The sequence below is a fragment of the Vibrio pomeroyi genome (assembly GCF_024347595.1).
Taxonomy (GTDB): domain Bacteria; phylum Pseudomonadota; class Gammaproteobacteria; order Enterobacterales; family Vibrionaceae; genus Vibrio; species Vibrio pomeroyi.
This window is the reverse complement of record NZ_AP025507.1, coordinates 527853-552743: the sequence shown is the minus strand read 5'-3', so window position 1 is coordinate 552743 and position 24891 is coordinate 527853. Positions and strand designations below refer to the sequence as shown.

Sequence of the window (24891 nt, the reverse complement as noted above, 5' to 3'; positions counted from 1 at the left end):
AAAAGGCCATTGAGTGATTCACTCAACGGCCTTTCATTTAACTAATCAAGTTTATTGATTACGACTTAAATTCGCTTACATCGATTTCAAGCAGTTTACCAATGCCTTCGCCGTATGCAGGGTCGGCTTTGTAACAGTGTCTTAGGTGACGCAGTTGAATCTCTTTAGGCACGCCGCCTAGGTTGCGAGCTGTGTTATCAAACAGAATCGCTTGTTTTTCTGGTGTCATCAGACGGAATAGGTCACCCGGTTGTGAGAAGTAATCTTCATCTTCGCGGTGATCCCAGTGCGCTGCCGCACCATCCAAGTTCAATGCTGGTTCTGCAAAGTCTGGTTGCTCTGCCCATTGGCCTTCATTGTTTGGCTCATAGCCTAGTGTGCTACCAAAGTTACCATCAACACGCATTGCACCATCACGGTGGTAGCTATGTACAGGACAACGAGGTGCGTTCACTGGGATATGCTGATGGTTAACACCCAAACGGTAGCGCTGCGCATCACCGTAAGCAAACAGGCGACCTTGCAGCATCTTGTCTGGTGAGAAGCTGATACCCGGAACCACGTTTGCAGGGTTGAATGCAGACTGCTCAACTTCAGCGAAGAAGTTTTGTGGGTTACGGTTCAATTCAAACTCACCCACTTCAATCAATGGGTAATCTGCGTGTGGCCAGATCTTAGTTAGATCGAATGGGTTGTATGGTACTTTCGCCGCATCCGCTTCTGGCATCACCTGTACTTTCAGTGTCCATTTAGGGAAGTCTTGGTTATCGATGCTGTCTAGCAAATCACGTTGGTGACTTTCGCGGTCATCGCCGATCACTTGTGCCGCTTCAGCATCAGACAAGTTCTTAATACCTTGCTGAGATTTGAAGTGGAACTTAACCCAGAAACGTTCGTTATCTGCGTTAATAAAGCTGAATGTATGGCTACCAAAACCATGCATATGGCGGTAAGTCGCAGGGATACCACGATCACTCATCACGATGGTGATTTGGTGAAGCGCTTCAGGTAGAGAGGTCCAGAAATCCCAGTTGTTCTTCGCGCTGCGCATGTTAGTGCGGGGGTCGCGTTTCACGGCATGGTTTAGATCTGGGAATTTAAGCGGGTCACGTAAGAAGAACACGGGCGTGTTGTTACCTACCATGTCCCAGTTACCTTCTTCGGTATAGAACTTCAATGCAAAACCACGAATATCACGTTCTGCATCAGCCGCGCCACGCTCGCCCGCTACTGTCGTAAAACGTGCAAACAAGTCGGTTTTTTTGCCTACTTCAGAGAACAGTTTTGCCTTGGTGTACTTTGTGATGTCGTGTGTAACGGTAAATGTGCCATAAGCACCTGAGCCTTTCGCGTGCATACGACGCTCTGGAATCACTTCGCGGTCAAAGTGGGCCAATTTCTCCAAAAACCAAACATCTTGAAGAAGTTGTGGGCCACGTTTGCCCGCAGTTTGAACATTCTGGTTATGAGCAACAGGACAACCCGCAGCTGTAGTTAGTTTTTTACTCATCATCAATTCCTTATTACCATTTAGGTACAGCATCTTTGCTGCACCTTCACTTCTGTATGGTGGTTATTCATCACACAAAACCACGCAGCAATTAAGGATATAGAATAAGCCTGACTCAAAGTAAAATATAATCGTTTGTAATTATCGTTATCATGGATAAAACCTATCGAATTAATGATCTAAATCATAATCATTTAATATTGATGATAATATTTAGAATATAATAATCATGAACTTACACGACTTCATGAACTAGTTCTAAGGTTCTTCCTTTCTCATCACAACTCACTAATTTTGCGATATTTTGTGACCTAACCGTAAAGTCGCAGCGATATTTCTTGCCGTTCTCGTTAAGTTAAGATCTGCCTCTTGTAATACTTTTTCTAAAGTTTGTGGCGCTCTTACCGTTCCGAACAAACTACTCATTTCACCGTAAAGCGCTTCGACTTCAGTGCCTAATGACCCGGCAATCCCTATAGTCGGAATACCTTGCAAGCTCGCACGTTTAGCAATGCCATAAGGTGTTTTTCCTTGCAAGGTTTGGTTGTCCATCTGCCCTTCGCCGGTAATCACAAGGTCTGCGCCTTTCAACACTTCATCAGCTTGTAATACATCAAGTACCATCTCAATGCCGGGTTTAATCTGCATATTGAATAGCAAATCCAGTCCCATCGGCGTACCACCAGCCGCGCCATAACCAGCGTGCTTGTGAACGGGTTCATCGCCACTAACACAACCTTGCGCTTCAGCAATTTGAGCAAAGTTCGCAAGCGCTTTATCCAGCATCACAACTTGTTCTGGGCTTGCCCCTTTTTGTGGGCCGAATATATGGCTGGCACCGTTTTCACCACACAGCGGATTATCGACATCGCACGCGACGATTAACTCGATATCAACACAGCGTGAATCTAGATCAGTAAGGTCAATAGATGCTAACTCCGCTAACGCAGCACCACCTCGGCTAAGCTCTTGTCCTGTACTATCTAACAAGCGTCCACCTAACGCTTGTACAATGCCGGCACCACCATCGTTGGTCGCACTGCCACCCAACCCTAGAATGATGGTTTGAGCACCCTGCTCTATCGCTTCCAAAATCAACTGCCCAGTACCAAAAGACGAAGCTACCAAAGGATCACGCTGCTCTGGCATCAGCAAATCCAAACCAGATGCGGCAGCAATTTCAATCAATGCCGTTTTGTTGGGATTGCGATCGGATGGTTCAAGCATCGCCCATTCAGCATTAACCAATGCGCCCAATGGCCCTTCCACTTGATGTGTTCGCTTTTGTCCTGCTAAACCTTGTAGCAATACATCTACTGTGCCTTCGCCACCATCAGCCAAAGGCAAAGTCACGTAGTCAGCGCCAGGGAAGATTTCACGAAAGCCCTTTTCAATGCACGCCGCCACCGATACAGCAGATAGAGATTCTTTAAACGAGTCTGGTGCAATAACAATTTTCATACTGAGAGATCCAAAAGAATATTAGTTTTGATGAGTGCCCGATCCAAAAATGCCCTTATTGAAGATCAGCAAGCTAATCACTTAATAGGGGCAGTATATAAAGGAATTAGTAGACACATCACGTTGCAGAGATTGAACCACCCAGTTTGTGAGAGAGATCGACTACTTACATATTGGAATCATAGTTTGAGAACATCGACCGAAACTTTAGACTTGGTAGAGTAGAGTTAAATAAATCGATAATGATATAGTCCACGAAAATCAAATACCTTGGACACGACCATGCATTCTAGCGACATCATCAAATTGGCAAATTTAGGCGTTAATATCGAAATTTCAAAAGATTCTTCATTGCATCCTTCTGATGCGTTAGAAGTGGTAAAGATTGTTGCTGAAATCGGTAGCCAAATCGTCATCAAGAAGAAGTACCACACAGACTACCTCATTCAGATGGCTGAAGTGGGTCGTGATCACGTGACGATCGCTGTTTAAACGCAGCCACTATTTCAAAATTGACAGAACTTCAGCTTCAAAAGTTTAGAGCGACATGTTGATATAAAAATGCAGCATATTGGGGGCAATATGCTGCATTTTCTCTTTTCGTTAGGAACATGGAGAACGCAAAGAGAAACTCGTTAAGCATCCTAAATAGAGCTAGTGGTCAAACAACATCGGAACACCCGTCTGAACACACACTTCATTCAAGCGTTTTTGTGCCGTGCGTATATTATCTTTCCAACGTTCATCTTGAGCCCACATCTCGATCACGAGTGGCACAACGCACTCAGTCTCTTTCAACGTTTCAAAAATGGCATTGAAGTCAACTTCACCATCACCAATCACTAAGTCTCGAAACTGCCCTTTGTACTCGTCAGTCACTTTATAAGTGTCTTTGAGGTGGATCTGAGTGATATGAGGCTTACTCAGTTTTAGCTCAGTCACTATGTCGTAATTCCAACCAGAGATATTGCCCACATCCGGATACGCCGTGAAATACGGTGAATTAACTTCGCGACTCAACACTTCGAACTTACTCAAAGAGTTCAAGTAATCGGTGTCCATAATTTCCACAGCAAGCATTACGCCCGATCTTTCAGCCAACTGCGCTGAAAGCTTCATTCCTTCAATGAACCTCCGGTGAGTCACTTTATCAGCAGGCTCATAGTAGACGTCATAGCCAGCGAGTTGGATGGTGCGAATACCCAACTTATAAGCCAACGAGATCGCCTTCTCTATATGGATAACCGCTTGCTCACGAATCACCGGATCTGCTGAACCAAATGGGAACTTACGATGCGCGCTTAAACACATAGATTGCAGAGGTACACCATGCTTTTCACACAGGCGACGTAAGGCATACACTTCCTCGTCATTCCAATCCAAACGACTACGGCGCTCGTCTGATTCATCTACCGATATCTCAAGAAAATCAAAGCCGAGTTCTTTGGTTGTTGCCAGCTTATCTTCCCAGCTAAGTTCGTTAGGTAGGGCCTTCTCATAAAGCCCTACACGGTGGCGTAACAGGTTTTGATACATAACGCCTCCTAGTTCCAGTAGCGATCGATCTGAGCTTTTAGTGCTTCTGCTGTTTCTTTACCTTTGTCACCCGCAAGTGCACGGCCTGCGATAAAGGTTTTCGCTTTAATGCCTTCAAATAGGTATAGGTCTTCAGGCACGATGCCACCGGTGATAGAAAGCTCGATACCCATTTCAGACAATGCACGCATCTTCACAAGATCTTCTTCTGTCCAACCCACACCGGCTAATTCAGCGTCACGAGAACGGTGGTAAATCGCTTGTGAAATACCTAGGTCGACCCAAGATTGAGCGTCATCCATTGTCCAATTGCCGTAAATTTCGATTTGGATTTCACCGTTAAATTCGTCAGCGACTTTCTTACATGCACCAATGGTTGCGATGTGTGCAGCTGCAGAAACCGTTATCCAATCAGCGCCGGCTTCGAATGCCATGCGAGCCAAAATAGCGCCACCATCTGTTGTTTTCATATCGCACACAAGGATATGGTCTGGGTGATTTTTACGAAGCGTAGAAACCGCCGTCATCCCTTCTGCAAACGCCAAAATAGTGCCCACTTCGATCACATCAACGAAGCTTTCAACGTTGTTTGCCACTTCAATGGCAGCAGGAAGGTTTGTTTGGTCTAGGGCGATCTGAATCATTGGTTTAGTCATGTTGTTATCCTTTAATTTGTTCACGTATTAGACGGGCTAAGCCATCATGGTTGTTATCTGTTGAGCACACGCATTGAACGTGTGACTTGACGATGTCATCAGCATTGAGCATCGCTACGCCTAATCCTGCGTACTTAAGCATGGATATGTCGTTGTGGTTATCACCGACAGCTATAACGTCAGCGGCTTGATAACCTAGGTCTGCGATGTATTCAGCAAGGCGTAGGCCCTTACTGTTACCTTTCGCAGCAAAATCAATTCGGTTTGACCAAGAACGTTCACCGTTGAAGTTCTCTTCTATCCATGGGTGTTGCATTAAACGGTCTACTGAGTCTTGGCTGCCTTCCACCACAAACTTCCAAACGTGTTCAGCTTGCTGAGCCGCTTCAGTGAATGATTCCACTTGGTATATTTGAGGTCTGTGTTGCTCCGGTGCGGTTTCCGCCCAGCTTTCCAACGCCAGCATGTAAGCAAATGGGTTGTACTGTGAGTACGTCATCGCATGTGTGATGTACATGACCATTTTGAGTTGAAACTCGTCAGCCATATCGATGAAGGTCAGCGCCTTATCTTTCTCTATGGCGTTTTGAGTCAGTACCGTTTCAGTCTCATAGTCATAAACATAAGTGCCGTTACAGCAGATGATTGGCGTATCTAACCCCAATTCGTAGTAGTAAGGTCGCGCAGCTGTGTGGTGTCGACCTGTAACAACCACGACATGACAACTTTGTTTGGCTTCTTGAATCGCCTTTTTTACCTCTGGATGAATCGTGTGATCATCCTTTAACACGGTTCCATCGAGATCTAACGCCAGCACTTTATACATAGAGTCCTCTCACTTATTCCCTGAAATCAGGCCTAATCAATATCGAAACTACTTAGAATCGAAACTCGTTAAACGGCAAACTTAAACGGCTTACTTAAACAAAAGCCGATTTACTGTTGGCCGTAATAAGCATTTTCACCATGCTTACGCAGGTAGTGTTTGTCTGACAGCTCTGGCTGAATTTTGATGCCGCTGTTCAAAGTGCGCGTTGCCAATGCCATTGCAGACACTTCCTCTAGTACCACCGCGTTATGAACGGCGTCGTTAGCGTCTTTACCCCAAGAAAATGGCGCATGTCCTGCAACAATCACGCTTGGAACTGCCATAGGATCAATTCGGCGCTGCTGGAACTCTTCAATGATCACAAGGCCGGTATTTTTCTCGTACTCTTCAGAGATTTCAGAGTGAGATAAACGACGCGTACATGGAATATCACCGTAGAAGTAGTCTGCATGCGTAGTGCCCAACGCTGGAATGTCGATACCGGCTTGGGCCCAAATCGTGGCACTGCGTGAATGCGTGTGAACAATGCCACTGACCTCAGGGAAAGCTTTGTACAACTCTAAGTGAGTCGCAGTATCACTTGAAGGGTTAAGCTTCCCTTCTACAATGTTGCCTTCTAGATCGACGACGACCATATCTTCAGCGGTCATATCGCAGTACTCGACACCCGATGGTTTAATGGCTATCACACCGTTATCACGATCAAACTCAGAGACGTTTCCCCAAGTGAAAGTCACCAAACCGTATTTAGGAAGTTGCAAATTGGCTTCTAAAACACGTTGTTTCAATTGGCTATATTTAGACATCGTTGCCTCCTTACGCCGCTTCCGCTTGAAGCAATGCAGCATCAATTAAACGCGCCACTTCTTCTGGGCTTTTACACGCGCGAAGTTTTGAGAAGTCTTCATCGAATTCAATCAAGTTCGCCACTTGCATAGTGCCTTCGATGTGCTCTTCTGAGTCTTTACCCGCTAGCGTAATCAACACATCTACAGGCTCATCAACACCTTCAAACATGATTGGTGTTTCAAGCACAGTTAGCGCAAACCCAGTACGAATAACACCGTCTTCAGGGCGGCAATGCGGCAGTGCGAACGCATCGTGAATACAGATATAAGGGCCTTCTTCACCAATCGCTTTGGTAATCGCGTCGTAGTAACGCTCTTCCGCAATACCCGCTTTCACCAATGCATCAGTACCAAGCTTGATCGCCGCTTTCCAGTCAGCCGCTTTAGCGTTAAGTAGGATAGAGTTGTTTTGGATAAGAGATTCTTTTAGGTTCATGTTATTGCTCACTTATATAATTGTTTTTATTGGCTCAGTAGCGCGATGCCACTGAGCCATTTTCATTATTTGTGGAAGTTATTCTCGATGATGGAAACAAGCTCGTCGCCGAAGGTTTTCACCATAATCATGTTCTTCACTGCTAACTGTTGTTTGCCTTCAGGAAGCCCCGTGATCTTCGCTGCAAGAGCAACCGAAGTAACGATGATGTCGAATGAGCCAAGGTGCGATTTGTAATCGGTGATAGCGCTGTTGAATGTCGTGCTTGGGATGCCTTTCTTGTCCAAGTACTCTTTGATTTTCTTAGAGCACATCATTGAAGAACCTTGCCCAGAACCACAGCACACTAGAACGCGAACCGGTTTCTGATCAGCTGCTGGCGACACTCGATTTTCTGATGTTGTAGAAGCAGCCGTTGCAGAAGCCGATGGTGCATCAGCAATTGCTGTCGATTGTTGTGGTACCGCAACTTCAACCTCAATGCCTTCAGGCGTTACTGCCGTCATTGTTTCAGCAGCAGCTTCTGCGTCTTCTTCAGCTCGTAGTTGCTTAGAAGCGAAGTACATGTAGATGCCTGCCAAAGCCAAAATCACAAAGAAGAACATGCTAGAGCTTGAGATACCTTGCATGATCGGTGGGAATACGAGAGCCCAGTCAGCCATACCCATCCAGCCATTAAACTCAGTACCTGATTGAGCGAAGATATGGATTGCCCACGCAGAGCCAACCACTTCGATGATGCCCATCACGAAACAGATCTTCATCACCGCTTTCCAGCCACCAAAGTGGTTAGCAAACACGCCGATGGTTGCGTTCGAGAAGAACATTGGGATAAAGCCAGGGATGATCATGATTGGTGCGTCAAACGCGAGCATTGCAAGCACTGCCGTGAATTGACCAACAGCACCCCACATGAAACCGAATACCATTGCGTTCGGTGAGTAGGCATAAATAGCCGCACAATCGATTGCTAAAACAGCGTTTGGAATAAGGCGTTGTGAGATACCGTTAAAGGCCTCAGACAATTCAGCTACGAACATACGAACGCCGGTTACGATAACTTGAATCGCAACTGCGAATTTCAAACCCGTTTCGAAAATGTAGATAAGCCAGTGAGTCTTGCCTGCCATGTCTTGAAGGTTATCAAGACCGAACGAAAGAAGAATAATGCCGAAGAAGCCAGTCATCACTAACGTTGTTGCAGCGATACTGTCGTGGAAAATGTGTAACCACTTAGGCAGTTTGATGTGGTCAACACTGTCGTTCTTGTCGCCAAGCTTCGGTGCAACCTTGGTGGCTACCCATGAAGCAAACTGTTGTTGGTGACCAATCGAGAAACCCGCCCCGCCAGTGACTTCTTGAGTCGGCTTGAACATGATGTTTGACGAAATACCCCAGTACAACGCCATTAATATTGCAGAGTATATGATGGTTTCCCACATACTTGCGCCAAGCACGAAGTAGAAAACAGCAATAAGGCCAGCTTGCTGGAACATGATATGCCCAGTCAGCATGATGGTTCTGATACCCGTAATACGACGGAAGGCAACAAGAAGAATGTTCAGCCCAAGTGCCAGTAATACTGCATACCCAACCCAAGAGTAATTGTCGCCCATGGTTTCCATGGTAGACATCATGGAGGTGTACGGGTCAATCACCGAGCCCGTCAAGCCATGTATTTCACTCATTTTTTCGATAACTGGTTTGAAACCCGCTACCAATGTTCCCGCACCTACCTGCACTATCATGAAACCAACGATGGTTTTTATAGAGCCGGAGATAACAGTTGTTGCGTCACGTTTTAGAAGGATGTAGCCGAGACAAGTAACAAGACCGAGTAGCAACGGTGCTTTGGTCATTACCTGACTGTAAAAAATATAGAAAATATCATATAAGAATTCCATATCTTTACCCCTGGTTAGTTTTTAATTTTAATGATTTGTAGGATGTGATGATTCTAAGTTTTGCTCACGAACTAGACTTTACCAATCAAAAGTAATCATTCAATGCTCACTTGTGATTACTTTGATTTATGTCAATTAACCACACTAGGAATGAGCCTAATTGAGCTTGGGATCACACACAAAAACAACAAATCAATTAAAATCAATGACTTACAAAACATTGTGATTGAGATCCTATTTTTATATCGATGTGGTTTGACAATCATGATGGTGATTATTAGAATCAAAACAAATCAAAAGTAATCATCAAATTGTCACAACGACATAAAGAGTGATAAATATGAATGAAGTACAAAGACATAACGGCATCGTGTCGCTGTTAGAAGATATGCAGACAATCAACGTCTCACATATCATTGATAAATTTAGTGTTTCACCAGCAACTGCAAGACGTGATATCGCTAAATTAGATGAGCTAGGCCGACTTCGAAAGATTCGAAATGGGGCAGAGAGAGTAGAAACTCAGAAAAGAAAGTGGTCACCACTGAATATCAACAGCACTGAGTTCTATGAAGAGAAATCCGAGATTGCACAAGCAGCCGCTGGACTTTGTCAGTCGGGTGATACAGTCGTAATCAACTGCGGTTCTACGGCTTTTCTACTTGGACAACAGCTATGTGGAGATGACGTTCAAATCGTAACGAACTACTTCCCACTCGCAAGCTACTTGATCAATGAGGATCATGACGATGTCATCATCATTGGCGGTCAATACAACAAAGCGCAGAACATCTTTTTGAATCCAGCTCCTAATTCACTAGGCGGTTATGCAGGAAACTGGATGTTCACTTCAGGCAAAGGCTTAACTGACGCCGGGTTATACAAAGCCGACATGTTAACAGCCGTCGCTGAACAGCAAATGCTTGAACAGGTCGATAAACTCGTGGTGGTGGTCGACAGTTCAAAGGTTGGACAACGCACCGGAATGCTCTTTTGCAATACCAAGCAAATAGACATCGTCATCACCGGTAAAGACGCCAATCCAGAAGTTGTTAAACAGATTGAAGCTCAAGGGACGCAAGTCATCTTAGTTTAAATCACAGGGCAACCTGCCCTCCCAATAATAATAAATTCAGCTCAGTGCCTTAATCCAAATTAAGGCGCTCGGCTCCCTACATCCAAAATCAATCAAATTATTGAAATAAAAGGTATTATCATGAGCAATGTAAACGAAATCACTCGCGAGTCTTGGATCCTAAATACATTCCCTGAGTGGGGCACATGGTTAAATGAAGAGATTGAACAAACAGTTGTGCAACCGGGAACGTTTTCTATGTGGTGGCTGGGTTGTACAGGTATTTGGCTAAAATCAGAAGAAGGTGCAAACCTATCAATGGACTTCTGGTGTGGTACTGGTAAAAAAACACAAGCCGTTCAAAAAATGAAAAACCAGCACCAAATGATGCGTATGGGCGGTGTGGAAGCACTTCAACCAAACCTACGTACCGCGATCTTCCCATTGGACCCTTTCGCTATCAAAGAGATTGATGCTGTTATGGCATCTCATGACCACGGCGACCATATTGATATCAACGTTGCAGCGGCGGTTCTACAAAACTGCGGCGACCACGTTAAATTCATTGGTCCTAAGGCGTGTGTTGATTTATGGATGAAATGGGGTGTGCCAGAAGATCGTTGTGTTATTGCTAAGGTTGGCGACGAGATCAAAATCAAAGACGTGAACATCAAAGTTCTGGATGCGTTTGACCGTACTGCACTTGTAACACTACCAGAAGGAACGTCTTCTATAGACAAAGAAATCCTAGACGGCATGGATGACCGCGCAGTGAACTATTTAGTAGAAACAACTGGCGGCTCTGTTTACCACTCTGGTGACTCTCACTACTCTAACTACTACGCTAAACACGGTAATGACCACAAGATCGACGTTGCACTGCTTTCTTACGGTGAGAACCCACGTGGCGTAACAGACAAAATGACATCTTCAGACATTCTTCGTGCTGCTGAGTCTTTGAACTGTGAAGTGGTTGTTCCGTTCCACCACGACATTTGGGCGAACTTCCAAAACGACCCGCGTGAAATCGAGATGTTGTGGAACATGAAGAAAGAACGCCTGCAATACGCATTTGCTCCTTTCTTCTGGCAAGTAGGTGGTAAATACACTTACCCAACAGACAAAGGTCGCATGCACTACCAACACTTCCGCGGCTTTGCTGACATCTTCAAAAATGACCCAGAACTGCCATACCGCGCATTCTTGTAATCATTAGTAACCACTTTAAATAGGGAGCGATTCGCTCCCTTTTTTCATCATCGAATAAGGACATTGATATGGTATTACGCGAATTTAAGAATCACTTTAGTCGTGGCGATTTGAAAGCAGCTATTGGTGTTGTTTCGCCTTGTGCTAATGGCTATTACTTAATGGTGAAAAGCAATCAGTGGGGTGTGAACAGTTTTCTTGAATCTGATAGAAAGATGCAACCCAGAGTATTTAAGACTCAACAGGCGCTGTTGAATGCGGCAAAAGCGATCGGTTTTCCTTACCACTCAATAGATATCCAACATCTCTAACCGCTCATATTCCGAGTAAATAAAGATCGGAGAGAACTGTTATTCCAATTGAATACGAAAGTCATTCACCTGATGAATAAAACGAAACAGAAAGCATTTATTAATCCACTCGATAAAAATAATTCTTACAATTAAGCGTGTTTATTCGTTAATAATATTGTTACTCAACGGCATAATAGTCACGAATCCATTTAACGAGTTAGGTTATGTTCTGCAAGCGCCTTTTGGCATTGGTTTTACCCATTTCTGTTATCTTTTCTACGCATGCTGAAACCTTTGGTGAGCGAATAGAGCGCATCGAGCAAGAAAATGCATTAGCGAAAACAATAAGCGAGACACAAGCAGAGCTCATACAGAAGGTAGTACAAACCAACCACTGCGCCAAAGTGGCATTAGTCCATCATCATCGGATTTTAGGCCAATACAAAAAGCCAACCTCGTCTTCTGAGCTATTCGTTAAATGGCGAGAGCTAGGCAAGCAACTAGACAACAAATATGAGACGAATTACCCGGGCTATCCCAAGCATGTATTTCAAGAATACCCAACCGCTTCAAGCAAGGTTGATGGTTATCTCTTTGCCCTAATTGACAATGGTTTGAATGAAAAGTCATGGATAGCCAAAGAGTTCAAGCAGTGCAAAAACAACAAGCTAATCTCAAGAACCTAGCTTAGATTTCATGGTAAGGGCTTCCCCGAAAAGAAGCCCTCTCAACAAGTGCAATCACTTTCAATATCGTTCTAATAAAGTAAGAACAGCCCTTCATAGCCACCTATCTCTATTTGCGTGACATACTCTCCGATGTTGCCGTTTGCATCGACAGGCTTCATTGGTACGTCTAATACAACCGTCAGCTTCTCTGTCTCATAAAAGCTCGCGTTCTTACCGTGGAAATCTGTACGGTACAACACTCGACCCTTATCGAACTCTCTCGCCAACACCATATCTTCCGGGCCATCAGCCACGACTAACCGCTCAGACTGATGTAAGAAATAGGTATACGTCGGCAATACGTGTGTCATTCCATTGGGTAAGTCTGCATGCACCATTTCATTCATCGATGAGTCGCCAACAATGGTGTAATCCGCAGGTACAGGCGTACTTGTCGAAAGCATCAAGGGAATGGCTTCAAAGCCTTCAGGAATAAGATTGCTCGGTTTGCCCAAATCGACCGCCAATAACGCACTTGGTTGGTAAGCGACATTTTTCGGCACATCACTCTTCCAAAAGTTATCCTGTGTGGTGTTGTCACTCCCGTAAACATAACCATTGTTCCACTGATTGAAATAGCTGTGTTGTGAATGGTGATTCAAGTAATAGATCGCTAACGCTGAGTATTGGTCTTGTCGCCAATTTTGTTCAGAACCACCAAAGAACTGAACACGACCAAAACGCGTTGTGGCTTGAAAGATCGCGCTTTGATCGGCATACGCTAATGCCGAGTTATCCCAAAACTTGGAGATACCCGAATAGCCGCTAAAACCAGTCGATGGGAACACGTAGTGCTCCCTGAAATACAAAGAGCCTGCTTCCACAAGGTGAGATTGACCATTACGCCCAAGTAAGTTGGCAGTCCCAATATTCAAGCCTATCAAGGCATCACGATTGAGAGTTGCGAGGCTTTTTAAGAAAGCAGAGAATTGCGCTTTATAAAGATCATCGGCCTCGGTAGAACCAGCCACCAACCCTAGCTCTTGCACCGTACCACCGGAATGAACATAAAACTGGTTTCCCCCAAGCAGCTTGTTGGTGTCATCGTTATAAGCACCATTTAGCCCCTGCTCTGCCCAGTTCTGCTGATAATAAGCGTGAACCGCCGATAAGTAATTGAGGTTGGCGACATTAGCCAGCGCCCATGACGAGCTTTGGCTCCACATTCGGCCAAATGGCACCACGCGCGACTCCCAACGAAATCGAGCGGTGGCATTTTTATTGGTGCGATTTTTATATTCACTTTGTGACAAGTAGTTGTCTTGATTCAAGTCGGCAGACGCATCAAAACCACGGATCTTACGCCACTGGCTGATAGCATTCCCATCAGGGGTTGTTTCAGGCGCATCGGTAAGATTCACCACAGGAAAGCTGTTTCTATGCTTCACTTCTTTAAGGCGCGGTCTGTCGTTGGCGTTATCACCTTGCCAACGGATTCTCACCACATACAGACGCCCGCCGTCACGCACAAAAGTAGAACCAAAATATTGGCCTCCGCCATAACTAGCACCGCTGCCGTCATGGGTTGTCGCCCTTACCCAATCAGATGGAAGGTTCCACAACACAGATTGGTTCTTGGTCATATTGAGGGTTTTGTCTTTCTTCAGATCCAACGCAGACCATTGTGATACCTGCCCATGGACATCAACTTCTGTTGGATACTCAAGCCAAAATTGACCACCAGTGGCGAATTGAGAGAACTTCAGTGTCAGCCTATCGAACTGCTCTGCGTGATACACATAAAGCGCACCGCCTCGCTCGAAGTTCTCAAACACATCCGCATCCCAAGGCGGCTGTTGATAGAGCCAGAAACCCGCATGGTCTTCACTTGCGGTGTAACCGACGATCATAGGTTTTCGATTAAGAAGGGTATTTTCACCGTGGCTTTTGTCGACTTCAGCAATCACAGTGTCTTCAGAGAAATGCAGAAAGAAGTCTTCATAATTGGCACCGTTTAGCGCTGCGTTATTGCGAAGATCGTTTTCTAACCAGCCAGAGTTCATCTCCAACTTTTGGTTGTACATATAACCAATCGCAGTAATTCGCTCATTGTCGGCTTTGTCCGCATAAGAGCCAAACACGATGTCATTGTTTGTGATTTCCCAATCAATAACATCCGTTGCCGACATTGGCGAATCGCTTAAGTCGACACCTTGCTGGTGCGATCCGGGCAATATAATCGCTTTACCAGCAGCAAAAGCGTTACTAGCGGTTAGGTAGAATGGAATGAGTGCTAGTAACCATAAAATGTAGGGGTTCATCATTCAGTTTTCCTAATCGATACTGTCGTTACTCAAAAATACGAGACGAAAAGTCAGCCAACTTACGTGTCAATTTAGGAATCAAAATACGAAAAAAGTATCGGTTAGAAACATGTATTGATCAAGCCCCCATCGGTTCAGTATCTCTTACCTCTAAAAATACCTCCTAATACATATGTAAAGTCAGCACGTTAGAACGAAAGCTAAAAACTTATAATCTTAATTTTGCTGACAAGTTAAGTATTCCAGAGTCACGATTCTCGGCTTCACTTTTTCTCATTATGAGAATTAAGTCTAACGAACAGTGAACGTGCGATGGCTAAAAAGGCAATTCAGTTTGGGAGAAGTTAATCTTGTTGATCGAAGGAAAATGGAAAGCGGGAATTGGATTTACTGCATCTAATCTCAGTTTCAATACCACTCTATTGAAACTCAATTGGGATAGGTTAGTCTCTGAAGCTATCTAAGATTAATGGCAATAAAGAGTGGTAAATAAAGCAATGTACGTTGACTATCATAAGCGGCTGATTCCCGTTGTCCGTTATCTAGAGAAGCACTTTAACGAGCAGCTCAACCTAATCGAAGTCGCGGCATTAGCCAACTTTTCACCCTACCACTTTCATCGCACTTTTAAGGCCGTTCAAGGCGAGACCCTTGCTGATTTCATTCGGCGATTGAGACTCGAAGCAGCAGCGAATGATCTCTTCAAATCCAAGCAACCCATTATTAATATTGCATTGGACTATGGGTTCTCATCGTCTCAAAGTTTTGCAAAGGCATTCAAACAACACTTTGGTGTCACACCGAGTGCCTTCCGTGATTGTGAAGATTACAAAGCGTTCAGCGAGCTCACTCGAAATAGCAAGATTGGACACACGTTGCGCAAGAATGGAAACGATGCAGTGGCAAGCAATTCATATACTGACTCCGAACGAACAAAATGGAGTATGACAATGAAAACGCAACAATTCGAACCATCAAAATTAGCGTATGTACGAGTAACAGGCCCTTACGGACAAGGTTATGAAGGGCCAAGCGGTCGTCTTTATCAATGGGCCGAAATGAAAGGGCTAGCAGGTAACAGCTGCATCTTTATCTATCATGACAATCCGGAAATTACACCAAACGATAAATGCCGTACTGACATCTGCTTGATGGTTCCAGACGACACTGAAGTACCCAGTGGGATCGAATTGAAAGATTTTCCCGGCGGGCAATATGCAGTGATGCGACAAACCATCACCGAGCCAAGTCAATACGCTAAAGCGTGGGACGACCTAATGATTAAGGTCATAGAGTCCGGCCTAGAAACCGAAGACCGCCCTTGCTTTGAGCTTTACCACAGTTACGATCAACAGACTCAGCATTCAGACGTTAGCTTCTGCACTGCAATTAAATAATATGAGTAAATACAGTAACAAAGCCTACCTCGCGTAGGCTTTCGTTCTTTAGTTAGCGAACCAATCAGAACTCTGACTAAAGCTTCTTAAAGTCTATGGTTCCACTTACCTTGGTGGTCACGGTCGCAATTTTCTTGTGTATCGTAGCTGATGTGTTTATCGATATTCTTCAGTGTAATTCCTACCTGACTGAACACACTTTGGATGGTCGTTGAGACTTGCTGTTGGCCTTCCCCCTCTAAGAAATTCGTTCTATCTTGATTGGTGTCGAATACACAAACGATTTTTAAGCTTTGGGGAAAAGAAGAAAAATTGACCGTATGAGTCACCCAAAGAAAACCATCGTAGCCTTTCAACGTATCTTCACACACGTCAGTTAGCACGTCTCTGATCTGATTTTCGATCTTCTTATCTGATTTACGCATGAAATAAGCATCCTATTTAACACCTTAAAAAATAAGGTTTTTCAGTCAATATTGTCCTAACCGACATTGGACACTGTGACCGTTTTAAATGCAAAGTATTTATTGAGGATAATGGGCGAGAGGGATTAGAGAAACACCTCATGCTTGATAGCTTACGAGGCTACCAAGTATGAGGCGTGTACAGGAGTTAGCCAAAAAACTAGCTCGCCGCTTGTTCCCAATCCGTCAGTAACTTCATGATTACGCGAGAGTCTTGATGAGTCGCCATCGGTGCAGTAAGTTGTGTTTCACCTTGCTCAACCGCTTGGCGAATATTGCGCACTTGATAATGAAAGCCATCGCCTTGCGCTTCAACTTTCACTTCACGTGTCGATGTTTCATAGATCTCAACCGTGAATGTATTGTCTTCGGTCGGTAGCCATGGGTTGGTGTCGAGCGTGATGCAGCCTTTGCTCCCTAAAATGGTAAAGCCATGCTTTAAGCCGTGGTTTTCTGCAGTATGAATTTGCGCAGTGAAGTGGTCATTGAAGCGCATCATCGCCGATGATTCACAGATATTGCCATCTTGGCCACGTCGGCCAATTGCAGAGATCTGCAGATCATCAAACACACTTTCACAAAACTGGTGTTGTGCGACAGAGTGAATCAGCGACATTGGGTAACAACCTAAGTTGTACAGTGCACCCTTACTCGCAGGATTAACGAACTGGTCAATCGCAGCGACGTATGAACCTTGAATAGAGCGTACTTCACCGATCTCACCTGTAGCTAATTCTTGATGAAGCTTGGCTATCAATGGGTGGTTTAAGTACATCAAACCTTCTGCGAAAAATACGCCCGCTTCTTTCACCGCTTGCAGAGCTTGTTCGGTTTTTTCCATATCAACCGACAACGATTTTTCACACAGAATCGCTTTGCCTTTTTGAGCGGCTTTAATCACGTACTCGTGGTGAACGTGGTTAGGTAGCGCGATATAGATAATGTCGACCGACTCATCTTCAATCAAGGCTTCATAGCTGTTGAAGGTCAGTGTTGGTTGGTACTGCGCAGCAAACTCATTGAGTGTTTTCTCTGTGCGGCCAGCAACGGCATACAGTTCACTTTGAGCATCGCCTTTGATCGCATCCGCCATAACGCCTGAGATAAAGCTGGTTCCTAGGATTCCCCATTTCATGGCTTACTTCTCCTGCTCTTTTGATTCAAGCTGCGTTTCGAACGCTTGAACTAATTCGGTAATATCACGCTCGATAAATGCTTGCGTATGAGGCATTCCAAAATGCTGATTAATTGCTTCACGGTTAACGTATTGCTCAAGCAGGATCACGCGATCGCTTTGGTTTTTATCATAGGTTGCTATGGCTTGTAGGCAGCCCGGTTCGCTCTGCATGTCTAAGCAAAACTGTTCGATGGCTTCAACTGCAGCCTCACGTTCAATGTTGGTTTTAATCTTAAGTTCGGCAGTAACAAAGATGGTTTCGTTTGTTTGAGGCATTTCACGCTCTTATTTTAGTTAATTATTGGTTTGTCATTAATATAATTAACCCCTAATAATTGATAAACTCACCTTTTGTTTATTATTTATCAACCAAGAGTGTTTAATGGATAAGTTAACCAGCATGAAAGTCTTCGTTTACGTAGTGGAGCAAGGCAGCTTTCGCAGCGCCGCCAACCACTTCAATCTGTCGGCGACCATGATCAGTAAACATGTCCATCATCTTGAATCGAGCCTTAACTCCCAACTGATTCATCGCACTACACGTAAGCAATCATTGACCGATTCAGGTCAGCTTTATTATCGAGAATGTAAACGAATTCTTGAAGACATCAGCAATGCAGAAAACCTGATTCAAACCTTAGAAAACCAACCTCAAGGCACGGTAAAAATAAACTGCCCAGTCACCTATGGGAACAAGGTACTTGCCCCGATCGTGGCGAAGTTCCTTGCGAATCACCCGACGATTAATGTCGAACTTGTGCTGAACAACGATCTTGTCGATCCTTATTCCTCCGATATTGATTTGATTGTGCGAATTGGCGACCTTTCTGACTCCAGTTTAGTCGCCAGATATTTAGGGGATTATGAGATGTGTTACTGCGCGGCTCCTAAGTACCTTAACCAACATGCAGAAATCCGCGTATTGGAAGACCTTGCACAGCACCCATCGCTTGGGTTCAGTTATAGCAGTCGTCGTGATGTGAGTGGCCGAGATACACAAGCGCGGAGTGCGCAAAGCAATGAATCGCAACTCCTAGCCTCTCAGAACCATCAAGCAACGCATAGCGCGGTGAATAAAGGGCAAGTGCGTTTGATGTCGAACAATGGAGATGTGTTGCGATATGCCGCCTTGCAAGGCGTGGGCGTGTTATTGCAGCCAACTATTTTAGTGTCAGAAGAGATAGAGCGTGGTGCTCTAGTGGAGATCCTACCCGGTATGACCCCTTTGCCTAAGCCGATTCATTTACTCTACAAAACCAAGCAACTGTCTTTGAAGAACAGAACCTTTGTCGAGTTCTTGTTAGGCGAGCTTGCTGAATAACGAGATGGTTTATGTAACTAGGACTTTGAAGCAACGATGAACGCTAAACCGTTTGCCAATGACTCATCAAGCGCTTACCAAGATCAAAGGGCGTAGTGTGATGGACGACCATCTCATCACATTGGTTGAACACCATGAAGTGTTTTAGCTCGTCGCATAAGGCATGAACGAATGATTCATGGTTTTTGATTCGCCCTTCCACAACCAAGTTACGAATATTGAGTAAGCCACTCTTCCTATCAACCTTACAATCCATTCGTGCCACCAGCTCTCCTTGCCACAGAATCGGCAAACTAAAGTAACCAAACTGGCGCTTGGCCTCTGGAACGTAGCACTCTAGAAGGTAATCAAAATTAAACAGTGATTGCATTCGCTTACGTTGAATCAACAGATTATCGAACGGAGACAGTATCTTTAACTTAGTTCGAGAAAGAGGCTGACTCAGCAGTTCAAATGCATTAGGCAACACATAATAATCAGCACCTTGAACATCCACTTTCACGACTTGATTGTCTTCAAGCATCTGTTGGAGTGTCTTCTGTATCAGTGGTTTGGTGTTATTAAGGAGATAGCTCATTTCCGATGCGATTCCCACACCGTTCGCTTCTAAATAACGCGTGATCAGATGCTCGATATACTCTTGTTCCGTTGGTTCAGAGGTATCAATGCCACTAGGCAAAACTCGCTCGGTTAGGTCATACACCTTATGAAAGTTCACTCGGCTTGGCACCATTAAGTCGCCTTGCATAAACAAAGTCTCTAGCGCCTGTTTGGCCGGTTTACCGCCCCATCCTCCGGGGTTGGGTCTGTCCCCTTCAAAGTCTTTCGCCATCAATGGCCCTTCGCTCTCAATATGTTTGAGAACATGCGCCATAAGTGCATCGTCTTTTTTATACCAATGCTTTAGCTTACCGCTCGCAAACCCATTCTTTCGATGCAGGCTGAAGCGGTAGTCACGCATGGGTAAATACGCGGCGGCGTGCGACCAATACTCAAACACTTCTCGGCGCTCTAACAGCTTATCCAGATGATTCAGTTGGTAGTCTTGATTGCGATTCCAAAGCGTGTGGTGGTGAGCTCGCTGAATCACAGAGATGGTATCAATTTGCACATAGCCAAGGTTTTCAATCGCAGACAGCGTGTTCGCCAAAGCGCCACCATTACGTTGCTTTTTGGGCGGTTGCTTCTTAGGTGGTAGCTTTTGCGAAAGCAGTACAATTTTTTGTGCTTGTGCGAGTGAAAGTGATTCCATGAAATTCAGACTCTAATTGATACCAATGATCAGCTTATGATTCAGCAATAAGCTCTTGAAGGATTTGCTTATACGTTTCGACCGTCTGCGCGCCTGTCACTGCACTCTTGCGGTTGAATACCACAGTAGGAACCGCTGAGATGCCCATGCGTTGCCATTCAAACTCTTGCGCTTCAATTTGCTTTAAGTTGTCGATGTTCTTCAAGCGTTTCAGTGCCTTCGTTGAGTCTAAGCCAACCGCTTCAAGTTCTTGTGCAATCACTTCTCGATTAGACAGATCTTTTTGCTCTGAAAAATGCGCAGTAAAGAAACGTAGCTTTAACTCAGTCTGTTTGCCGTGAGCGAGAGCAAAATCAAGCAGCACATGTAGGTGACGTGAATTCACCATTCTCATGCTGTCATAGAAATTGAAATCGAATCCAACCGCTTTGCCACGTGCTGCCAGTTGCTCACGTGAACGTTGGCTCTCTTCCGCACTTGAACCGTATTTTCTCATGATGTGGTCACGCAGGTTTTCACCCTCTTGCGGCATGTCTGGATTCAACTCAAACGGCTGCCATTCAAGTTCAATCTGTTGTTCTAAGCCAAGTTCTGAAACGGCTTGCTCTAGATTTTTGTAGCCGACCACGCACCAAGGGCACATTACGTCAGAAATAATATCGAGTTGAAGTTTCTTGCTCATAATCTTTCCAAATATCGTTGCTAAGGCGTATCCAATTCGAAGTGGATACCCATCTTTCTGATCAGACTACAACAAACTGAACACTCGTTCAAATTTACTCTATGCACCATTAGCGAACAAAAAAGCCGACTCATGTTAGTGAGTCGGCTTTGATAAAAATCGGATTGAGCTTAACCGCGTTACGCTAGCAGTTTCTCAAGCACTTGGAATACACCAGCATCGACGTTACTTGGCGCACCAAAACGTGCGATCTCTTTCAACTTAGGGTGCGCGTTTTCCATTGCGTAAGAATAGTAGCTCTCTTTAAGCATTTCGTAGTCATTCAGGTAATCACCAAAGCTCATGGTCTGCTCGTAGGTGAAACCTAGTGTGTTTTGTAGATGTTTGATTGCCGCCCCTTTCGACGCTTCAGCATTCATCACATCCAACCAAATTTTTGCACTCACAACCACTTGGTAATTGTCACCAAACTTAGCATTGATGCTTGGGTTTACTTTCTCTTGCGAACCGTCGAAGTGGCAGATAGCAACTTTGATGAATTCATCTTCTACCGCCAGTAAATCTTCTACTTGCTCGCGGCGATGGTAGTACTTAGAAATCTCTTCTAGAGCACGTTCGTCTTTGGTTTCGATGTATGCTGACTTCTTACCACACAGCACCACATGTGCGCCTTCGATAGCACGCGCTTCTTTGATGATGTCTTTGATGGCATCAGTATCAAGCAAGCAGCTGTAAAGCTCTTGGCCTTTGTGCATCACTAATGTGCCGTTTTCAGCAACAAACATCATGCGATCTTTTAGCGGAGCAAATGTCTCCATCAAGCTGTAGTACTGTCGACCCGATGCCGCAGCAAAAATGATGTCTTGAGCTTCTAGTCGCTCATAAAGGTTGAAGAATTCAGGGTCTAGCTTTCCGTGTTCATTAAGCAGAGTGCCGTCCATATCAGCAGCGATAAATTTGATGTTCTGTTGTGGCATTTCTGGGCTTACCTATAAGTAAAAATTAAAGTGTAAATTATGATTTTCGTTATCTTGTGCAACGGTTCTATGTTCGATTATATCGCTAGAGTAGCCAGTGAATGCAATGCTTATTTCTGAGCTCTAATAAATCGCTTCAAATGTGGTTCAAACGTAAAGCTGAACTGCCCGACATGTCGCTTTGAATGATTAAGTCCTACATACCTGAGGTGAACGAAACCTCTCAAGGCTATACGATCCTTAGACTCTATCACTTTATTTTTTGACCACTGTAATCATGATTCTAGCTATCACTTCGACCTTGTTTTGCATCGTTACCATCAAGTTTTTAATCACACTTGCCAATTTGGCGCGCCATCGCGTTCACATTACGCCTAAAGTTTCTCTGAACAGAACGAAATGGCCAACCGTGTCCATTATTATCCCTTCGAGAAATGAAGAAGATAATATTGAAACCAGCCTCAGTTCGCTAATGAAGCAGAACTACCCAAGAGACAGGTTTGAAATCATTGTGGTTGATGATTTTTCTACTGATTCGACAAGGGCTATTGTTGATAAGCTCATCGACACATCGAGTGTTAACGTTCGTTGTATATCAGGAAGAAAGTTACCGCCCAATTGGCTCGGGAAAAGCAACGCTTGCATGGTTGGTTCACAACACGCAACCGGTGAGTATTTGTATTTTATCGATGCAGATACCAAGTCTGAACCCTTGATGCTACAGAGCGTTATCCACTTCGCCTCAAGACACAAAACGGATTTGCTGTCGTTCAACCCTAGACAAGCATTCACATCAACGGTTGAGAAAATTACCTTACCCGGCATATTTCTTTCAGTTGCGTCTTACATGAACTTCAAGAACGCAAACGACAAGTCAAAATCAGACGCGATTGCTAACGGCCAAGCCATGTTGTTTACAAGAAAGTCATACGATGCTGTCGGTGGACATGCTGCAGTAGCCAGTGAGATATCCGAAGACATCGCTTTTGCAAAACTCGTGAAGACATGCGGTTTAAAAGCATTTTGGGCTTTTGCGGACGAGCTCATGAGCACTCATATGTATTCCGACTTTGGTTCGATTTGGGCTGGCTTCTCCAAAAACATGAATCTTATTGTAAATTGCCAATCAAGATTCCAAGTACTTGGTGCATTCATCAAAACGAATATTATTGCATGGGCTGCCCCGGTGATGCTGCTTGTATCAACTCATCACTTCATCGGCGACCCTTCATCAACCAATAGCTACTCCTTAGCGATCAATGCTCTGATGTTGCTCGCTTCCATTGTCACTTATCTTATTTTGGTCAAAGAGCTCTTTATACCAGCTCGTTATGCGCTAACCGTGCCTTTAGGGATTTCGTTGCAAAGCTTGTTGATTCTCAATAGTTATCGCTTATCAAAGAACAATAAAATCACTTGGAAAGGGCGAGCACTGTCATGATCAGTAAGATTCTAACTTTCATTATGATTGCGACGTCTTTTTCAGTGTCAGCATCGGATGCAAATGAGTGGAAGCTCGTTCGTGATAAGAAGGGAATCGAAGTCTACAATCGAAAAATTGAAGGTAACGACTTTAAGGAGTTTCGTGCGGAAGCCGATATCCAGGCCAACCTTACCTCAATCATCGCTTTGTTTACGGATACTTCAGTAGGCACTCAGTGGGTAGAAAACATTGATAAAATGGAAGAGATAGAACACTTTAGCGAAGCACACACGGTAACTAAAACCTATACAAAAGCACCTTGGCCGGTCTCGGATCGTGAAGCAATTGTCGAAAACTTTATCGAGCAAGACCCAGACACATTAACCGTGATGATTACCCAGCACGGCAGACCCAATTATCAGCCAAATGACGATAAACGTATCGTCAGAGTGGCTCATTTAGAGTCACGATGGATTCTCACACCACGTGACAACAATACAACTCATATTTCTTATCAAGTGTTAAGTGACCCAGGAGGATCGATTCCATCTTGGTTAATCAATATGGTCGCCGTATCTCAACCCTACAAGACGCTTCTTGGTCTGTCTGAGATGTTGGATTCACATACCTACTCTGAGAGTACACTGAATTTCATCAAGAACTATGAGTCAGCTGAGTAATAGTATTTTGAAGCTCCAAGACAGAACTGTTTAATGGAGATAGGGACAGCCTATCTTCGTTAATCTCCTTAGAAATCAAGCCAGAGTCGCTAAGACGTTTAGTGCTTGTTGGTAGGCTTTTTTCTTGGCGTCATGGTTTGAATCTGATGTTGAATCAAATTCGCCAAATTCACTTCTTACAATCAGCCCTTCGATAAACGTCATAACCGATTCTGTTCGTCGTTCGAGCGTTGCAGCATCTGCTTCTTCGCCACCGCTTACCACGTTGTGAATCGTGTTCTTGAGCCAAACCTTGTGTTTGTGCGAGAGCATTGCAATGTCATCTTCTGACTCTTTAAATTCAGCAAGCGCATGCATGAACATACATCCTTTGAAGTCCGGTTGTTCAAACCATGCAAAATGCCAATCTAACAGCGCATCCAATTGGTTTTGTAATCCAGAAGTGGATGCTAGTGCCGCCTCTAAACTCGACTCAAAACGCTGATGACGCCTTTCCAACACCGCTTCAATCAGCTTGGTTTTAGAACCAAAGTGACGATACATGGATGTCTTAGAAACCGCTGCTTCATCTCGGATCATATCCACCCCAACAGCGGTATAACCAAACTGGTTAAACAAAGATTCAGCCACATCCAAGATTAGTTCTTTCTTACTCATCCTATCCACTCGTTCAATTAGGGTCGCAAAATTTTACGTTGTAAAGAGTGTACAGATCTGTATCATTTAAATCAAACAGTACAAATCTGTACACTTTTATTTTCTACTCATA

General features: G+C 44.4%; 25 protein-coding genes. 9 read left to right on the top strand and 16 right to left on the bottom strand.

Annotated elements, in window-relative coordinates; genetic code table 11:
- Positions 1-58 precede the first annotated feature (58 nt).
- Together OCV12_RS18670 and OCV12_RS18665 are read right to left on the bottom strand one after the other, a co-directional pair.
- Positions 59-1510, bottom strand: a complete 1452-nt coding sequence (locus tag OCV12_RS18670) for a catalase (protein ID WP_123309551.1) — start codon at positions 1508-1510, stop codon at positions 59-61.
- Positions 1511-1798: 288 nt separating this feature from the next.
- Positions 1799-2971 carry a glycerate kinase gene (locus tag OCV12_RS18665; RefSeq protein WP_261886866.1) on the bottom strand — a complete coding sequence of 391 codons (1173 nt, stop codon included), beginning with the start codon at positions 2969-2971 and terminating at the stop codon, positions 1799-1801.
- Between the two features lie 282 nt (positions 2972-3253).
- On the opposite strand from OCV12_RS18665, the gene OCV12_RS18660 reads away from it, so the two are divergent.
- Complete coding sequence (locus OCV12_RS18660) at positions 3254-3463, top strand: hypothetical protein (RefSeq protein WP_009845895.1); 210 nt, start codon at positions 3254-3256, stop codon at positions 3461-3463.
- 162 nt (positions 3464-3625) lie between these two features.
- On the opposite strand, the gene OCV12_RS18655 is transcribed toward OCV12_RS18660, so the two are convergent.
- The 6 genes from OCV12_RS18655 to OCV12_RS18630 all read right to left on the bottom strand — a co-directional run bounded on the left by OCV12_RS18655 (position 3626) and on the right by OCV12_RS18630 (position 9180).
- Complete coding sequence (locus OCV12_RS18655; protein WP_261886865.1) at positions 3626-4507, bottom strand: L-ribulose-5-phosphate 3-epimerase; 882 nt, start codon at positions 4505-4507, stop codon at positions 3626-3628.
- An 8-nt stretch (positions 4508-4515) separates the two neighbouring features.
- The gene (locus tag OCV12_RS18650) at positions 4516-5163 is read right to left on the bottom strand and encodes a 3-keto-L-gulonate-6-phosphate decarboxylase UlaD (protein WP_009845897.1); all 648 of its coding nucleotides are present in this window, start codon (positions 5161-5163) and stop codon (positions 4516-4518) included.
- A 4-nt stretch (positions 5164-5167) separates the two neighbouring features.
- Positions 5168-5989 (bottom strand): pyridoxal phosphatase, encoded by an 822-nt coding sequence (locus OCV12_RS18645; RefSeq protein ID WP_261886864.1) that lies wholly within the window; start codon positions 5987-5989, stop codon positions 5168-5170.
- A gap of 110 nt (positions 5990-6099) precedes the next feature.
- Positions 6100-6798, bottom strand: a complete 699-nt coding sequence (locus tag OCV12_RS18640; protein WP_261886863.1) for an L-ribulose-5-phosphate 4-epimerase — start codon at positions 6796-6798, stop codon at positions 6100-6102.
- 10 nt (positions 6799-6808) lie between these two features.
- A complete protein-coding gene (locus OCV12_RS18635) occupies positions 6809-7276 on the bottom strand; it encodes a PTS sugar transporter subunit IIA (protein WP_019827025.1) in 468 nt (155 codons plus the stop codon).
- Between the two features lie 65 nt (positions 7277-7341).
- Positions 7342-9180 (bottom strand): PTS ascorbate-specific subunit IIBC, encoded by a 1839-nt coding sequence (locus tag OCV12_RS18630; RefSeq protein WP_261886862.1) that lies wholly within the window; start codon positions 9178-9180, stop codon positions 7342-7344.
- 340 nt (positions 9181-9520) lie between these two features.
- Here OCV12_RS18630 and ulaR point away from each other — a divergent pair, with 340 nt between their 5' ends.
- The 4 genes from ulaR (at position 9521) to OCV12_RS18610 (ending at position 12443) form a co-directional block, all read left to right on the top strand.
- The gene (gene ulaR, locus OCV12_RS18625) at positions 9521-10276 is read left to right on the top strand and encodes an HTH-type transcriptional regulator UlaR (protein ID WP_019827029.1); all 756 of its coding nucleotides are present in this window, start codon (positions 9521-9523) and stop codon (positions 10274-10276) included.
- Positions 10277-10396: 120 nt separating this feature from the next.
- The gene (ulaG, locus tag OCV12_RS18620; protein ID WP_261886861.1) at positions 10397-11464 is read left to right on the top strand and encodes an L-ascorbate 6-phosphate lactonase; all 1068 of its coding nucleotides are present in this window, start codon (positions 10397-10399) and stop codon (positions 11462-11464) included.
- A gap of 68 nt (positions 11465-11532) precedes the next feature.
- Positions 11533-11775, top strand: coding sequence for a hypothetical protein (locus OCV12_RS18615; protein ID WP_132981751.1), 243 nt, complete (start codon positions 11533-11535; stop codon positions 11773-11775).
- 206 nt (positions 11776-11981) lie between these two features.
- On the top strand, positions 11982-12443 hold the full coding sequence (locus tag OCV12_RS18610) for a hypothetical protein (protein WP_239830335.1): 462 nt from the start codon (positions 11982-11984) through the stop codon (positions 12441-12443).
- A 71-nt stretch (positions 12444-12514) separates the two neighbouring features.
- Here the strand turns inward: OCV12_RS18610 and OCV12_RS18605 are convergent, their stop codons facing one another.
- Positions 12515-14746, bottom strand: a complete 2232-nt coding sequence (locus tag OCV12_RS18605) for a hypothetical protein (RefSeq protein ID WP_261887143.1) — start codon at positions 14744-14746, stop codon at positions 12515-12517.
- A gap of 500 nt (positions 14747-15246) precedes the next feature.
- On the opposite strand from OCV12_RS18605, the gene OCV12_RS18600 reads away from it, so the two are divergent.
- The gene (locus tag OCV12_RS18600) at positions 15247-16146 is read left to right on the top strand and encodes an AraC family transcriptional regulator (protein WP_261886860.1); all 900 of its coding nucleotides are present in this window, start codon (positions 15247-15249) and stop codon (positions 16144-16146) included.
- Positions 16147-16232: 86 nt separating this feature from the next.
- Here OCV12_RS18600 and OCV12_RS18595 read toward each other — a convergent pair whose 3' ends face one another.
- The 3 genes from OCV12_RS18595 to OCV12_RS18585 form a co-directional block, all read right to left on the bottom strand.
- Positions 16233-16571: a Fis family transcriptional regulator gene (locus tag OCV12_RS18595; protein WP_261886859.1), complete on the bottom strand. Its 339-nt coding sequence runs from the start codon at positions 16569-16571 to the stop codon at positions 16233-16235.
- Positions 16572-16770: 199 nt separating this feature from the next.
- Positions 16771-17745, bottom strand: a complete 975-nt coding sequence (locus tag OCV12_RS18590; RefSeq protein WP_261886858.1) for a Gfo/Idh/MocA family protein — start codon at positions 17743-17745, stop codon at positions 16771-16773.
- A gap of 3 nt (positions 17746-17748) precedes the next feature.
- The gene (locus OCV12_RS18585) at positions 17749-18063 is read right to left on the bottom strand and encodes a putative quinol monooxygenase (RefSeq protein WP_261886857.1); all 315 of its coding nucleotides are present in this window, start codon (positions 18061-18063) and stop codon (positions 17749-17751) included.
- A 106-nt stretch (positions 18064-18169) separates the two neighbouring features.
- On the opposite strand from OCV12_RS18585, the gene OCV12_RS18580 reads away from it, so the two are divergent.
- Positions 18170-19108, top strand: a complete 939-nt coding sequence (locus tag OCV12_RS18580) for a LysR substrate-binding domain-containing protein (protein WP_261886856.1) — start codon at positions 18170-18172, stop codon at positions 19106-19108.
- A 43-nt stretch (positions 19109-19151) separates the two neighbouring features.
- On the opposite strand, the gene OCV12_RS18575 is transcribed toward OCV12_RS18580, so the two are convergent.
- The 3 genes from OCV12_RS18575 to OCV12_RS18565 form a co-directional block, all read right to left on the bottom strand.
- Positions 19152-20360 (bottom strand): winged helix-turn-helix domain-containing protein, encoded by a 1209-nt coding sequence (locus OCV12_RS18575; RefSeq protein WP_261886855.1) that lies wholly within the window; start codon positions 20358-20360, stop codon positions 19152-19154.
- 34 nt (positions 20361-20394) lie between these two features.
- Positions 20395-21042, bottom strand: a complete 648-nt coding sequence (locus OCV12_RS18570) for a DsbA family oxidoreductase (RefSeq protein ID WP_261886854.1) — start codon at positions 21040-21042, stop codon at positions 20395-20397.
- A 179-nt stretch (positions 21043-21221) separates the two neighbouring features.
- On the bottom strand, positions 21222-22019 hold the full coding sequence (locus OCV12_RS18565) for a Cof-type HAD-IIB family hydrolase (protein WP_261886853.1): 798 nt from the start codon (positions 22017-22019) through the stop codon (positions 21222-21224).
- 277 nt (positions 22020-22296) lie between these two features.
- On the opposite strand from OCV12_RS18565, the gene OCV12_RS18560 reads away from it, so the two are divergent.
- Positions 22297-23460 carry a glycosyltransferase gene (locus tag OCV12_RS18560; RefSeq protein WP_315972806.1) on the top strand — a complete coding sequence of 388 codons (1164 nt, stop codon included), beginning with the start codon at positions 22297-22299 and terminating at the stop codon, positions 23458-23460.
- Positions 23457-24122, top strand: coding sequence for an START domain-containing protein (locus tag OCV12_RS18555; protein ID WP_261886851.1), 666 nt, complete (start codon positions 23457-23459; stop codon positions 24120-24122). The genes OCV12_RS18560 and OCV12_RS18555 overlap by 4 nt, the downstream gene beginning before the upstream one ends.
- A 75-nt stretch (positions 24123-24197) precedes the next feature.
- On the opposite strand, the gene OCV12_RS18550 is transcribed toward OCV12_RS18555, so the two are convergent.
- Positions 24198-24779 carry a TetR/AcrR family transcriptional regulator gene (locus OCV12_RS18550; protein ID WP_261886850.1) on the bottom strand — a complete coding sequence of 194 codons (582 nt, stop codon included), beginning with the start codon at positions 24777-24779 and terminating at the stop codon, positions 24198-24200.
- Positions 24780-24891: the final 112 nt, after the last annotated feature.